General features: G+C 64.8%; 13 protein-coding genes. 10 read left to right on the forward strand and 3 right to left on the reverse strand.

The genetic code is table 11. The features are described 5' to 3' along the window. Nucleotides 1–4: 4 nt before the first annotated feature. Genes G8767_RS19375 through G8767_RS19385 form a run of 3 tightly spaced genes read right to left on the reverse strand, consistent with a single transcriptional unit; the run spans nucleotide 5 to nucleotide 2,234 of the window. Nucleotides 5–532 (reverse strand): gamma carbonic anhydrase family protein, encoded by a 528-nt coding sequence (locus G8767_RS19375; RefSeq protein WP_124568237.1) that lies wholly within the window; start codon nucleotides 530–532, stop codon nucleotides 5–7. Between the two features lie 44 nt (nucleotides 533–576). Continuing rightward, nucleotides 577–1,437 (reverse strand): EamA family transporter, encoded by an 861-nt coding sequence (locus G8767_RS19380; RefSeq protein ID WP_166811221.1) that lies wholly within the window; start codon nucleotides 1,435–1,437, stop codon nucleotides 577–579. Then, nucleotides 1,434–2,234 carry a crotonase/enoyl-CoA hydratase family protein gene (locus G8767_RS19385; protein WP_124568239.1) on the reverse strand — a complete coding sequence of 267 codons (801 nt, stop codon included), beginning with the start codon at nucleotides 2,232–2,234 and terminating at the stop codon, nucleotides 1,434–1,436. Before G8767_RS19385 ends, G8767_RS19380 begins: the two co-directional genes overlap by 4 nt. Nucleotides 2,235–2,344: 110 nt before the next feature. Here G8767_RS19385 and G8767_RS19390 point away from each other — a divergent pair, with 110 nt between their 5' ends. The 10 genes from G8767_RS19390 (at nucleotide 2,345) to G8767_RS19435 (ending at nucleotide 13,446) form a co-directional block, all read left to right on the forward strand. Next, complete coding sequence (locus G8767_RS19390) at nucleotides 2,345–3,196, forward strand: TIGR03084 family metal-binding protein (RefSeq protein WP_166811223.1); 852 nt, start codon at nucleotides 2,345–2,347, stop codon at nucleotides 3,194–3,196. Then, the gene (locus G8767_RS19395) at nucleotides 3,193–4,914 is read left to right on the forward strand and encodes an acyclic terpene utilization AtuA family protein (RefSeq protein WP_166811225.1); all 1,722 of its coding nucleotides are present in this window, start codon (nucleotides 3,193–3,195) and stop codon (nucleotides 4,912–4,914) included. Before G8767_RS19390 ends, G8767_RS19395 begins: the two co-directional genes overlap by 4 nt. Beyond that, complete coding sequence (locus G8767_RS19400; protein ID WP_007728404.1) at nucleotides 4,911–6,059, forward strand: acyl-CoA dehydrogenase family protein; 1,149 nt, start codon at nucleotides 4,911–4,913, stop codon at nucleotides 6,057–6,059. The genes G8767_RS19395 and G8767_RS19400 overlap by 4 nt, the downstream gene beginning before the upstream one ends. Next, nucleotides 6,056–7,654, forward strand: coding sequence for a carboxyl transferase domain-containing protein (locus tag G8767_RS19405; RefSeq protein WP_124568243.1), 1,599 nt, complete (start codon nucleotides 6,056–6,058; stop codon nucleotides 7,652–7,654). Before G8767_RS19400 ends, G8767_RS19405 begins: the two co-directional genes overlap by 4 nt. 8 nt (nucleotides 7,655–7,662) lie before the next feature. Next, nucleotides 7,663–9,648: a biotin carboxylase N-terminal domain-containing protein gene (locus G8767_RS19410; RefSeq protein ID WP_166811227.1), complete on the forward strand. Its 1,986-nt coding sequence runs from the start codon at nucleotides 7,663–7,665 to the stop codon at nucleotides 9,646–9,648. Continuing rightward, nucleotides 9,648–10,808: an acyl-CoA dehydrogenase family protein gene (locus G8767_RS19415; protein ID WP_033236424.1), complete on the forward strand. Its 1,161-nt coding sequence runs from the start codon at nucleotides 9,648–9,650 to the stop codon at nucleotides 10,806–10,808. The genes G8767_RS19410 and G8767_RS19415 overlap by 1 nt, the downstream gene beginning before the upstream one ends. Nucleotides 10,809–10,833: 25 nt before the next feature. Further along, a complete protein-coding gene (locus tag G8767_RS19420) occupies nucleotides 10,834–11,619 on the forward strand; it encodes an enoyl-CoA hydratase family protein (RefSeq protein WP_166811229.1) in 786 nt (261 codons plus the stop codon). Nucleotides 11,620–11,679: 60 nt separating this feature from the next. Further along, entirely contained in the window at nucleotides 11,680–12,291 is a 612-nt protein-coding gene (locus tag G8767_RS19425) for a TetR/AcrR family transcriptional regulator (RefSeq protein ID WP_003942008.1), read from the forward strand. Between the two features lie 82 nt (nucleotides 12,292–12,373). Then, nucleotides 12,374–12,922 (forward strand): DUF3558 domain-containing protein, encoded by a 549-nt coding sequence (locus G8767_RS19430; RefSeq protein WP_166811231.1) that lies wholly within the window; start codon nucleotides 12,374–12,376, stop codon nucleotides 12,920–12,922. A 23-nt stretch (nucleotides 12,923–12,945) separates the two neighbouring features. After that, a complete protein-coding gene (locus G8767_RS19435; RefSeq protein ID WP_346843011.1) occupies nucleotides 12,946–13,446 on the forward strand; it encodes a DUF3558 domain-containing protein in 501 nt (166 codons plus the stop codon). Nucleotides 13,447–13,464 lie beyond the last annotated feature (18 nt).

Here is a 13,464-nt window from a genome sequence, read left to right on the forward strand (position 1 = left end):
TCGATCAAGCGTGCTCGATGTCCTGGTGAGCCTTCGCGAGCATGATGTAGCCGGCGCCGTTTGCGGTGATACCGGCCTTTTCGCCTTCGGAGAGTTCACGTTTGACCTTGGCGGGCACGCCGGCGACCAGTGATCCAGGCGGGATCTGCATCCCCTGGGACACGACCGCGCCGGCGGCGATCAGCGATCCCGAACCGATGTGCGCGCCGTTGAGCACCACGGCGCCCATGCCGACGAGCACGTCGTCTTCGACGGTGCACCCGTGTAGCACCGCGTTGTGGCCGACCGAGATTCGTTCGCCCAGTACCGCTGGGAACGTGGGGTCGGCGTGCACCGTGCAGTTGTCCTGAATGTTGGTGTCCGCGCCGATGGAGATCGATTCGGCGTCGCCGCGCAGGACTGCGCCATACCAGATGCTGGCGCCCGCAGCGATGGTCACCGCGCCGACAACGGTGGCGTTAGGTGCGATGAACGCGCTTTCGTCGATCTGCGGGGTGTTACCGAGAACGGTGGCGATGATCGGGTTGGTCATGGTTCTCCTGTGCGTTGGAATGACGTGCTCTGACGGTACCTGGACTATTTCGGTGTGGGCTTTCGATTCATGACGACTGTGCCGACGCCCGCGGTCACCACCAGCCCGATGGCCACGAGTGTGAACGCGTCGAGCCTCTGCCCGATCACGAGAACTCCGGCCAGTGCGGCCGCAGCGGGTTCGAGGGCGATGAGGACGGCAAAGACCTTTTTGGCCAATGATCGCAACGCCCACATTTCCAAGCTGTACGGGATGACGGACGAGAGGATGGCGACGGCCGCGCCGGCGGCGAGCATCTTCGGATCCAGCAGTTCACTCCCGCCGGAGACGGCGCCGAAGGGAAGCGTCAAAACTGCCGCGACGATGCTTGCGCCCGCCAACCCGTCGGCGCTCGGGAGCGTCGCGGCCAGGTGGGAACCGGCCACGATGTAGCCGGCCCACGCGGCAGCGGCGATCAACGCGAACATCACCCCGATCGGGTCCAAACCGGATTCGCCGTGATCGCCCAACCCCAGCAGCAACACTCCGCCGAAGGCGAGCAGCACCCATGCCCCGTCGGCCCACCGACGAGACAGAACTGCGGCCAGGGTGAGCGGTCCGAGGAACTCGATGGTGACGGCGGTGCCGATGGGCACGGTCTCGAGAGCGAGGTAGAAGGCACCGTTCATCACGGCCAGGGCGATGCCCAGCGCGAAGATGCCCTTGCGCTGTCGGTTCGACCACCGGCTCCAACGCGGGCGGACGATGACGCCGAGGATGATCGCGGCGATCGTCAGTCTCAGCGTCGTGGCGCCGGCAGGTCCGATCTGCGAGAACAGTGTCGTCGCGAATGCCGCTCCGAACTGGAGCGACAGTATCGAGGTGAGGACCGCGCCGACCGGCAGTAGCTGACTGCCGGTCTTCATTCTCCGGTGAACTCAGGACTACGACGTTCGAGCATGGCAGCGACGGCTTCGTGGTGATCGCGGGTGTGATGGGCGATCGACTGCATGGCGGCCGAGAGTTCGAGCAGGCTCTCGAGGCTTTGGTGCTGGCCCTCGCGAAGCAGTTTCTTGGTCATCCGGAGTACCTGCGGGGGATTGGCCGCTACCCGCGCTGCCAGGGCATGCGCTGCGGAGAGCAATTCCTCGGGCTCGGTGAGCTGCGAGACCAGCCCCCAGTCGAGTGCCTTCGCAGCATCGATCGGTTCGCCGGTGAACGCCATCTCGGCGGCGCGGGCGTTACCGATCGCGCGGGGGAGCAGCCACGCTCCGCCGTCGCCGGGGATGAGTCCCACCTTGACGAAGCTCTCGGCGAAGACCGCCGCCGTCGAGGCGATGCGGAGGTCACACATGAGCGAGAGATCGCAGCCCGCTCCGATGGCCGGGCCGTTGACGGCTGCGATGGTCGGCACCTCACACGTGTACAGCGCGAGTGGAATGCGCTGGATGCCGTGCCGGTAGCCCTGGCGGATCTCGCCGGGCGCGCCACCGAACATGCCTTCCTTGTCTCGCATGTGTTTGACGTTGCCACCGGAGGAGAAGGCTGACCCGGCTCCCGTGAGGATGACCGCGCGCACACTCTGATCTCGGTTCACCGCGGTGACCGCGTCTTCGAGAGCTTCGATCATGTCGATCTCGGAGATCGCGTTGCGGGTGTCCGGGCGATTGAGGGTCCACGTGACCACATCGCCGGTTCGCGAGATCAGTACGGCGTCGCTCATGGGTTGCTCCTGGTAGTCGATGGCAGTTGAGCTCAGTCTCTCACCACGAGATTTCGCAATAACAATCATTCGTGCTTGATTTTTATGAGTGCGAGTGTGATGCTGGTCGCATGGCCGAACTTCAGACGTTCATCGATGACTTGCGGGCCGAAGGCGAGAGCCTCGACGCCCTGGTTGCAGATCTGCCCGAGGAGAAGTGGGCGACCCTGACGCCTGCGGAAGGGTGGACCATCGCGCATCAGATTGGACACCTGCACTGGACGGACAGTGCCGCGATCCTGGCGATCACCGACCCGGACGGGTTCGCGGAGCAGTTGAAGGCGGCGTTCGTGAATCCGGCGGGGTTCGTCGACGACGGTGCCGCCGAGCAGGCTGCCCGCCCGCCTGCGGAGTTGCTCGCCGATTGGCGAGCGGGGCGCACCGCTCTCGTCGAGGCGCTGACCGCAGCGCCGGCCGGCACCAAGTTTCCCTGGTACGGCCCGCCCATGGGCGGAGTCTCCATGGCAACCGCGCGGTTGATGGAGACGTGGGCACACGGACAGGACGTCGCCGACGCCCTTGGCGTCGAACGCGCCCCGACGGCGCGCATCAAGAACATCGCTCACCTGGGTGTGCGGACGCGGAACTTCGCGTACTCGGTCAACGAGAAGACGCCGCCCGCCGACGATTTCCGGGTTGAATTGACCGCGCCCGACGGCTCGCTCTGGACCTGGGGACCGGAAGATGCGCCGCAGAAGGTGACCGGGTCGGCGTTGGACTTCTGCTTTCTGGTCACTCAGCGGGCCAATCGCGCTGATCTCGACCTGGTCGCCGTCGGTGCCGACGCAGACGAGTGGCTCGGGTTCGCGCAGGCGTTCGCGGGACCCAGCGGTGAGGGACGAGCTGCCATCGGATCCAGCGGCGAGGGACGAGCTGCCGTCGGATCCAGCGGCGAGGGACGAGAAGCGGAGGTGGGCAAATGAGTTCGGTACGGATCGGTAACTGTTCCGGTTTCTACGGCGACCGCGTCTCGGCGATGCGCGAGATGCTCGAGGGTGGCGAACTCGACTACCTGACCGGCGACTACCTGGCCGAACTGACGATGTTGATCCTCGGCCGGGACCGGATGAAGGACCCGTCGCTCGGCTACGCGAAGACGTTCCTGCGGCAGGTGGAGGACACTCTCGGCCTCGCGCTCGACAAAGGGGTGAAGATCGTCGCGAATGCAGGCGGTCTCAATCCCGCCGGCCTGGCCGATGCGCTGCGCGAGGTCAACACCAAGCTGGGGTTGAACGCGAAGATCGCCCACGTCGAGGGCGACGATTTGATCTCTCGCGCAGACGAACTCGGACTCGGCTCCCCGCTGACGGCCAATGCGTACCTCGGTGCCTGGGGCATCGTCGAAGCATTGTCGGCCGACGCCGATGTCGTGGTCACCGGACGTGTCACCGATGCGTCGGTGATCGTCGGTCCGGCCGCTCACCATTTCGGTTGGAAGCGAGATGATTTCGATCAGCTGGCCGGTGCTGTCGCGGCGGGCCACGTCATCGAGTGCGGAACTCAGGCCACCGGCGGCAACTACGCGTTCTTCACAGAGATTCCCAACTTGGGTAGGCCGGGATTCCCGATCGCCGAGATCAACGCGGACGGATCTTCGGTCATCACCAAACATGCCGGAACGGACGGCGAGGTGAGCGTCGGCACCGTGACGGCGCAGCTGCTGTACGAGATCACGGGTGGACGCTACGCGGGACCGGACGTGACCACCCGCATCGACAATGCGGTGCTCACCCAGGAAGGCCCGGATCGGGTGCTGATCAGCGGCGTCACGGGAGAGGCCCCGCCGCCGCAGTACAAGGTCTCGCTGAACACGCTGGCCGGGTTCCGCAACGAGGCCACCTTCATCCTGACCGGTCTCGACATCGAGGCCAAGGCCGATCTGGCGAAGACTCAACTCGAATCCTGGCTGACGAAGAAGCCGGCCGAACTGGTCTGGACTCTCGCCCGCACGGATCATCCGGATTCCGACACCGAGGAAACAGCGAGTGCGTTGCTGCGCTGCGTGGTTCGTGACGCCGACCCCAAGGTGATCGGTCGTCCCTTCTCCGCGGTTGCGGTGGAAATGGCACTCGCCAGTTACCCCGGCTTCTCGCTGACCGCGCCGCCGAGCAACGGCCAGCCGTACGGAGTGTTCACCCCCGGCTACGTCGACGCGGGATCGGTGCCTCACGTCGCCGTACTTCCCGACGGCACGCGCGTGGACATCGCTCCGTCGACGCTGACGCAGGACCTCGAACCGGTCGACGAACCCGAGCGACCACAGCCCTTGCCGCCGCAGTCCTCGCTCTCGGTGCCGCTCGGCACTATCGCCGGTGCGCGCAGTGGAGACAAGGGTGGAAACGCCAACGTCGGAGTCTGGGTTCGCACCGACGAGCAGTGGAAGTGGTTGGCGCACACTCTGACCGTCGAAATGCTCAAGGAACTGCTACCGGAAGCAGCAGACCTGAACGTCACTCGCTACCAGCTTCCGCACCTACGTGCCGTCAACTTCGTGATCGAGGGAATCCTCGGTCAGGGTGTGGCCTCGCAGGCGCGGTTCGATCCGCAGGCCAAGGGAATTGGTGAATGGCTGCGCTCGCGCCACATCGACATCCCGATTTCGCTACTCCCCGTAACTGACGAGAAAGAGGATTCACGGTGACCGTGTGGACCACACCGGAAAGGCTTGCGCTTCGCGAGACCGTACGCGGATTCGTGAACCAGGAGATTCTGCCGCATCTGACGCAGTGGGAGCGCGACGGCGAGATTCCGCGCGAATTGCACCGCAAGGCAGGCGCTCTCGGCCTCCTCGGGGCCAGTGCGCCCGAATCGGCGGGCGGTGAGGGCGGCGACGCCGTCGACTCCATCGTGATCTGTGAGGAGATGCACCAGGCGGGTGCGTCGGGCGGGCTGTTCGCCTCGCTGTTCACCTGCGGCATCGCCGTGCCGCACCTGATTGCGGCCGGCGACGAGGCGCAGATCGAGAAGTGGGTCAAGCCGACCCTGCGCGGCGACAAGATCGGCTCGCTCGCCATCACCGAACCCGGCGGAGGCAGCGACGTCGGGCACCTGACAACTACAGCCAAGCGCGACGGCGACCATTACGTAGTCAACGGCGCCAAGACGTTCATCACCTCCGGTGTTCGCGCAGACTTCGTCGTCACTGCCGTGCGTACCGGTGGCCCCGGCGCGGGTGGCGTCTCTCTGCTCGTGATCGAGAAGGGCACACCGGGATTCACGGTCTCGCGCAAACTCGAGAAGATGGGCTGGCGTGCATCGGATACCGCGGAGCTGTCCTTCGTCGACGCCAGGGTCCCGGTGGAGAATCTGGTCGGGGCAGAGAACAGCGGCTTCGCGCAGATCGCGCAGGCCTTCGTTTCCGAGCGCGTCGCTCTCGCTGCGCAGGCGTATGCCAGCGCCGAGCGATGCCTCGAGTTGACCCTCGAATGGTGCCGCGCCCGCGAGACTTTCGGACGCCCACTGATCAGTCGGCAGGCAGTGCAGAACACCGTCACCGAGATGGCCCGCAAGATCGACGTCGCCAAGGTGTACACGCACTCGGTGATCGAGCGGTACATGGCCGGTGACGGCGATCTGATCGCCGAGGTGTGCTTCGCCAAGAACACGGCGGTCGAAACGGGTGAATGGGTTGCCAACCAAGCCGTTCAGCTGTTCGGCGGCCTCGGATACATGCAGGAAAGTGAAGTGGAGAGGCAGTACCGGGACATGCGAATTCTGGGAATCGGTGGCGGAACCACCGAAATCCTCACCGGCCTCGCGGCCAAGCGATTGGGGTATCAGTCATGAGTGTCATTCGGTCAACACTGGACACCAACTCCGAGGTGTACCAGACCGCAACATCGACCATGAACACCAAGCTCGCCGAGATCGAGGTCGAGCACGCCAAGGCGTTGGCGGGCGGTGGCGAGAAGTACACCGAGCGTCACCACAAGCGGGGAAAGCTCCTGGCACGCGAGCGGATCGAGCTTCTGCTCGATCAGGATTCACCGTTTCTCGAACTGTGCCCCCTCGCTGCGTGGGGGAGCGACTTCCCGGTCGGCGCCAGCACCGTGGTCGGTATCGGCGTCGTCGAAGGTGTCGAATGCCTGATCGTCGCCAACGATCCCACCGTGCGCGGCGGCACCAGCAATCCATGGACGCTGCGTAAGGGATTCCGCGCGAACGACATCGCGATGCAGAATCGCCTTCCGGTGATCTCGCTCGTCGAGTCCGGTGGCGCGGACTTGCCGACGCAGAAAGAGGTGTTCATTCCCGGTGGCCGGATGTTCCGTGACCTCACTCAGCTGTCCGCAGCCGGAATCCCCACCATTGCACTGGTCTTCGGTAACTCGACGGCCGGCGGCGCGTACATCCCGGGCATGTCCGACCACGTTGTGATGATCAAGGAACGCTCCAAGGTGTTCCTCGCAGGCCCGCCGCTGGTCAAGATGGCCACCGGTGAGGAATCCGACGACGAGGCACTCGGCGGCGCCGAAATGCACGCTCGCAAGTCCGGCCTGGCCGACTACTTCGCGGCCGACGAGCAGGACGCGATCCGCATCGGGCGCTCGATCGTCAAGCGGCTCAACTGGACCAAGAAGGGGCCGGCGCCTCGCACCGAGATCATCGAACCGCTCGAGGATCCGGAAGAGTTGCTCGGCATCGTTCCCGCCGATCTGAAGATCCCGTTCGATCCGCGTGAGGTGATCGCCCGCATCGTCGACGGTTCCGACTTCGACGAGTTCAAGCCGCTCTACGGTTCCTCTCTCGTGACCGGCTGGGCGGAGCTGAACGGCTACCCGATCGGCATCCTCGCCAACGCCCGTGGAGTGCTCTTCAGCGAGGAATCCCAGAAGGCCACGCAGTTCATCCAGCTCGCCAACCGTTCCAACACGCCGCTGCTGTTCCTGCACAACACCACCGGCTACATGGTGGGCAAGGAATACGAGGAGGGCGGCATGATCAAGCACGGATCGATGATGATCAATGCGGTTGCCAACTCCAAGGTTCCGCACATCTCGATTCTGCTCGGAGCGTCGTACGGCGCCGGTCACTACGGTATGTGCGGACGGGCGTTCGATCCGCGATTCCTCTTTGCCTGGCCCAGTTCCAAGTCTGCCGTCATGGGCGGTGCGCAACTCGCCGGCGTCATCTCCATCGTGGGACGCGCTGCTGCCGAGGCCCGCGGCCAGGTGTTCGACGAGCAGGCTGATGCCGGTATGCGCGCGATGATCGAGAACCAGATCGAGGCCGAGTCACTTCCGATGTTCCTGTCCGGACGTCTGTACGACGACGGCGTCATCGATCCCCGAGACACCCGCACCGTGGTGGGAATGTGCCTGTCGGCCATTGCCACCGCCCCGATCGAAGGCACCGAGAACTTCGGCGTCTTCCGTATGTGAGGCACGCCGTGACAATCACTTCTGTACTGGTCGCCAATCGTGGCGAAATCGCCCGCCGTGTCTTTGCAACCTGCCGCAAGAACGGAATCGGCACGGTCGCGGTATTTTCCGACGCAGATGCCGACAGCCCGCACGTCGCCGAAGCCGACGCATCCGTTCGGCTGCCGGGTAACACGCCCGCCGAGACCTACCTGCGGGGTGAGCTGATCATCGCCGCTGCAAAAGCTTCGGGCGCCGACGCCATTCACCCCGGCTACGGGTTCCTGTCCGAGAACGCGGAGTTCGCGCGCAGCGTCATCGACGCGGGGCTGACGTGGATCGGCCCACCCGTCGAATCCATCGAGCTCATGGGGTCGAAGGTCGAGTCCAAGAAGATCATGGATGCCGCCGGAGTGCCGGTGCTGTCCGAACTCGATCCCGCTGCGGTGACCGAAGCGCATCTGCCGGTGCTCATCAAGGCGTCGGCGGGCGGCGGCGGACGCGGAATGCGTGTCGTTCGTGAATTGTCGGCGCTGGACGGCGAACTGGAAGCGGCGCGGCGTGAGGCGCAGTCGGCCTTCGGCGATCCGACGGTCTTCTGCGAGCGCTACCTCGAAACCGGTCGGCACATCGAGGTTCAGGTCATGGCCGACCGCCACGGCGGCGTGTGGGCAGTGGGAGAGCGCGAGTGCTCGATCCAGCGTCGACATCAGAAGGTCGTCGAAGAGGCGCCGTCTCCGCTCGTACAGCGCATCCCCGCCATGCGCGACAAGCTTTTCGACGCCTCGCGGCTCGCCGCCAATGCCATCGGCTACGAAGGGGCGGGAACCGTCGAGTTCCTCGCCGACGAAAAGGGCGACTTCTTCTTCCTCGAGATGAACACTCGTTTGCAGGTGGAGCACCCGGTCACCGAGTGCACCACGGGGCTCGACCTGGTGGAGCTGCAATTGCAGGTGGCGTCGGGTGACACGCTGCCGGACGAGCAGCCCGAGATCCGCGGACATTCGATCGAGGTGCGTCTGTACGCCGAGGATCCCGCCAAGAACTGGCAGCCGCAGAGCGGAACCGTTCACCACATCGAGTTGCCCGGTGACGTGGCAGAATTCAGTGTTCTGCGCGAGCAGGGTGTTCGCCTTGATTCCGGCGTCGTCGACGGCAGTGTGGTCGGCGTCCACTACGACCCGATGTTGGCCAAGGTCATCTCGTACGCGCCGACCAGAACGGCAGCTGCGCGGCTGCTCGGATCGACGCTGGCGCGCACCAGGATTCACGGCCTGCGCACCAACCGGGACCTGCTCGTCAACGTCCTGAGCCACCCGGCCTTCATTGCGGGAGACACCGACACGGCGTTCTTCGAGACCCACGACCTCGAGAAACTGTCAACGCCTCTGGCCGACGCTGACGCCGAAAGACTGTCGGCGCTGGCGGCTGCACTTGCCGATGCCGCGCACAACCGGGCGTCGGCCCGCGTCATCGGCCGCTTGCCCAGCGGGTGGCGCAATCTGCCGTCGCAGCCGCAGAGCAAGAGTTATTCCACTGCGTCGGGCGACTACGACGTCCGCTACTTCCTGAGCCGAAGCGGCGTGCTGAGTGCAGAAGGCTTCGACGACGTGAGTCTGGTGTCGGCTACTGCGTCCCGGGTAGTGCTCGAGGAAAGCGGAGTACGGCGTTCGTTCGACGTGGCGGTCTACGGGAGTGAGATTTTCGTCGACTCCTCGCTCGGGCCCGTCGCGTTGTCGGCAGCACCGCGCTTCGTGGATCCGTCGGCGGAGGTCGCCGCCGGTTCGTTGCTCGCTCCGATGCCGGGCTCGGTCATCCGCCTCGGCGCCGCACTCGGTGACACCGTCACTGCCGGCCAGCCGATTCTGTGGCTCGAGGCCATGAAGATGGAACACACCGTCACCGCGCCGACTGCCGGTGTCCTGGTGGAACTTCCGGTTGCCGTCGGCCAGCAGGTCGAGGTCGGATCGGTACTCGCACGTGTGGAAGAACCCGCTACAGAAGAGGAAGCATGATGAGTTTCATCGAAACCGAAGAGCAGAAGGAACTGCGGGCATCCGTTTCCAAACTGGGTGAGCGCTTCAACTACGTCGACTACGTGCTGCCCAAGGCACGAAAGGGTGAGCCGCTCACCGAATTGTGGAACGAGGCGGGCAAACTCGGATTCCTCGGCGTCAACCTGCCGGAGGAATACGGCGGCGGCGGTGCGGGGATCTACGAACTCGCGCTGGTGCAGGAGGAATTGGCGGCACAGGGTGCCGGTCTGCTCCTGGTTGTCGTCTCGCCGGCCATCTGCGGCACCATCATCGGCAAGTACGGCACGGCGGAGCAGAAGCAGCAATGGCTACCCAGCCTCGCCGATGGATCCAAGATCATGGCGTTCGGAATCACCGAGGCGGACGCCGGTTCCAACTCGCATCAGATCACGACGACTGCTCGGCGTGACGGAGAAGACTGGATCCTGAGCGGGAACAAGATTTACATCTCGGGTGTCGATCAGGCTGATGCGGTTCTCATCGTTGCGCGCACCGAGGACTCCAAGACCGGCAAGCTCAAGCCCGCTCTGTTCATCGTCCCCACGGATTCTCCCGGATTCGTGAAGACGCAGATGGAGATGGACATCATCGAACCGGACCACCAGTTCATCCTCTTTCTCGACGATGTGCGTCTGCCGGCCGACGCTCTGGTCGGCGAAGCCGATGCCGCTCTGATGCAGTTGTTCGCCGGCCTGAACCCCGAGCGCATCCTGGGTGCGTCGATGGCCATCGGAATGGGCCGTTACGCCCTGAACGCTGCGGTGAAGTTCGCGAACGAGCGCACCGTCTGGAAGACGCCGATCGGTGCGCACCAAGGTATTTCGCATCCACTCGCCCAGGTGAAGATCGAACTCGAGCTCGCCAAGCTGATGATGCAGAAGGCTGCGGTGCTCTACGACAGTGGCGACGATTTCGGTGCTGCCGAAGCCGCGAACATGGCGAAGTACGCGGCCGCCGAAGCCAGCATCAAGGCACTCGATCAGGCGATCCAGACGCACGGCGGCGCAGGCCTGACGAAGGAATACGGGTTGGCTGCCATGCTCGGCGCGGCACGTATCGCCCGCGTTGCCCCGGTGAGCCGCGAGATGATCCTCAACTTCGTCTCGCAACACTCTCTCGGCCTGCCTCGGTCCTACTAGACGGTCTCACGAGAAAGGGCGAAGCATGACGGACGAGGACAAGCCATACGTACGGTACGAAGTATCGGGCGGTGCGGCCACGATCACTCTCGACTCACCACACAACCGGAACGCGATTTCGACGCGGTTGGTCACGGAGTTGCAGGCTGGGCTGACGTCGGCGGCGGCCGATCCGGAAGTTCGAGCCGTGGTGCTCACTCACACCGGTGGAACATTCTGCGCGGGAGCCGATCTCAGTGAGGCCTCCGGGTCGTCGGCAACTCCGGAGGAGGCCGTCAAGGAGCGAGGACGGGGAATGTTGACGCTCTTGCGCAGCATTCTCGAGCTTCCCAAGCCGGTGATCGGGCGGATCGACGGTCACGTCCGGGCCGGGGGCATGGGTCTTGTCGGGGCGTGCGACATCGTCGTCGCCGGACCGGCGAGCACCTTCGCGGTGACGGAATCACGGTTGGGTTTGGCAGCGTCCATCATTTCGCTCACCGTCCTACCGAGGCTCGACCAGCGATCTGCGAGTCGCTATCTACTCACCGGAGAGAAGTTCGGCCAGCACGAGGCCGAATCCATCGGACTCGTCACCGCCGCGTCGCAGGACACGGGGGAGTCGATCACCGAGTTGCTCGGCACCCTGCGCCAATGTTCACCGCAAGGGCTTGCCGAATCGAAGTGGATCACGACGCGTTCGGTCCTGGCTGGATTCGACCGGGACGGCGAGGAGATGATCGCGCAATCGGCTCGGCTGTTTTCGTCCGACGAGGCTCGTGAGGGCATGATGTCTTTCTTGCAGAAGCGTCCAGCGGCCTGGGCGCAGTAGAAACTGCGCAGCTGGGACACAGAAGCGCTGGAACACAGCAGTAGAAGGGATGGCGGCGCGATGACTCGAGAGCCCAAGCAGGACCGAAGTCGAGTCACGCGCTCCCACCTGCTCGAAGTGACTGTGGAGTGTCTCGCCGAACTCGGATGGAGCGCAACGACGATGAGCGTCGTCGCGCAGCGCGCCGGGGTGTCAAGAGGTGCGATGCAGCATCACTTCCCGACGCGTGAGGACCTCATCACCGCGGCGCTCGAGGTGATGTTCGACGCCAGGATGGACCAGGCACGAAAGGAATCCACCGACCTTCCGGTGGGTGCCGGACGAACAGAGGCGATTATTTCGCGGTTGGTCGAGTACTACACCGGAACGTTGTTCAAAGCAGCACTGCAGGTGTGGACGGCCGCCGCCTCCGACCCCGACCTGCGGGCTCGCGTGTTGCCCCTCGAGGAACGGTTCGGGCGCATCGCGCACCGGATGGCCGTCGAGAGTCTGGGTGTCGACGACTCCGATCCGGTGACGCACCGCTTGGTACAGGCGACCCTGGACCTGGCCCGTGGGCTGGGGCTTGCAGACGTCTTGACCGACGACTCGCGCCGACGCACCGAGGTGGTCAAACAGTGGGCCGCGCAATTGGATTCCACGCTGGTTCGGGTACCGGTCGCAACTCCCTGAATCGGCAGCGGCGTGGGCGCTCCGATGCGCGCGACGCGCACGTGGCGTGTGTCGGGGGCCACCGCGAAGTACAGTCGGCTCCATGGCCGCACGCACTCTCACCTCGATCGGGACTTCGGTATTGGTCTCGGCCGCCGTGCTCTCGGCTGTGGTCGGATGCAGCTCCGACGACGGGTCCGTCGATCAGCCGGGCGACGGAGCGGGTTCGCAGGCACTCGCACCTACGGATCCCGGACCGATGTTCGCCGAATGCGGCTCGGTGACCGACGAAGAAGTTGTCAGCGCCTTCAATCTCGGCGCTTTCGCGACGACGACGCGCAACGGCGTCGGTTGCCAGTGGGAAGTCGCCGGCTCGAACGGTCCGAGCGTCAGTTTCTCTTGGTACCGCGGAAGCCCGATCGGCCGCGAACGGGCCGGGTCCGACCTGCTCGGACGCCCCGCCGACGACATCACGATCGGTGGACACAAGGGCTTCATCGCGTCCACGGCAGGTTCGTTGTGCGAGTTGGGTATCGCGTTCGGCGGAGACTTCGTGCACTGGTCGATCACCTACGGTTTGCTGCCACCGACCGCGGATCCGTGCACGGTGGCACGGGATCTGATGGAAAAAACAGTTTCGAGGGCACAGTGAAGCGCGTAAGGATCGGACTCGCCGTGGCCGGGTCGCTGGTTCTGCTGACAGGCTGCGGCTCGGTGGTTACCGGGACTCCCCGCGCGGAGGGCAGCTACGGCGGTAGTGACAGCCAGGAATTCGCGAACGTCCTCCAAGAATGCGAAGCCGTCACCGACGAGCAGATCGCCGGCGCCGTTGGTGCCGACGCCGTCGGGCGTGGGTTCTTCGGCGCTATCTGCCGTTGGGACGGCATCGGCGCCGCGGGTCCGATCAAGATCACCTTCAACTGGTTCGAGACGGGCACACTCGATCACGAGCGCGCTGCTTTCGAACATCTGGGATACGCGGTGGTGAAAATCGACATCAACGGCAGTGGCGGGTATCAGGTCCGCCAGCCGGCTGATCCGCAGAGTTGCGGGGTGAGCGCGAGCGCACCGGCCGGGGGAGTGTTCGGGTGGTGGGTCACCGAGCCACAAGGCGGCGCGGATCCGTGCGATGCGGCGGCAAAGCTCGGCGCTTTGACGTTGAACCGCAGCATCTGATCGCGACCGGTCCGATCG

The organism is Rhodococcus sp. IC4_135, assembly GCF_011602025.1.
In the GTDB taxonomy this organism is placed as follows: domain Bacteria; phylum Actinomycetota; class Actinomycetes; order Mycobacteriales; family Mycobacteriaceae; genus Rhodococcus_F; species Rhodococcus_F baikonurensis.

What these genes read in the sequence shown, in the direction of transcription:
- G8767_RS19395 (WP_166811225.1), top strand. Translation starts at nt 3,193, where the DNA reads ATGAGTTCGGTACGGATCGGTAACTGTTCCGGTTTCTACGGCGACCGC.
- G8767_RS19375 (WP_124568237.1), bottom strand. Translation starts at nt 532, where the DNA reads ATGACCAACCCGATCATCGCCACCGTTCTCGGTAACACCCCGCAGATC.
- G8767_RS19420 (WP_166811229.1), top strand. Translation starts at nt 10,834, where the DNA reads ATGACGGACGAGGACAAGCCATACGTACGGTACGAAGTATCGGGCGGT.
- G8767_RS19415 (WP_033236424.1), top strand. Translation starts at nt 9,648, where the DNA reads ATGAGTTTCATCGAAACCGAAGAGCAGAAGGAACTGCGGGCATCCGTT.
- G8767_RS19430 (WP_166811231.1), top strand. Translation starts at nt 12,374, where the DNA reads ATGGCCGCACGCACTCTCACCTCGATCGGGACTTCGGTATTGGTCTCG.
- G8767_RS19390 (WP_166811223.1), top strand. Translation starts at nt 2,345, where the DNA reads ATGGCCGAACTTCAGACGTTCATCGATGACTTGCGGGCCGAAGGCGAG.
- G8767_RS19385 (WP_124568239.1), bottom strand. Translation starts at nt 2,234, where the DNA reads ATGAGCGACGCCGTACTGATCTCGCGAACCGGCGATGTGGTCACGTGG.
- G8767_RS19425 (WP_003942008.1), top strand. Translation starts at nt 11,680, where the DNA reads ATGACTCGAGAGCCCAAGCAGGACCGAAGTCGAGTCACGCGCTCCCAC.
- G8767_RS19380 (WP_166811221.1), bottom strand. Translation starts at nt 1,437, where the DNA reads ATGAAGACCGGCAGTCAGCTACTGCCGGTCGGCGCGGTCCTCACCTCG.
- G8767_RS19405 (WP_124568243.1), top strand. Translation starts at nt 6,056, where the DNA reads ATGAGTGTCATTCGGTCAACACTGGACACCAACTCCGAGGTGTACCAG.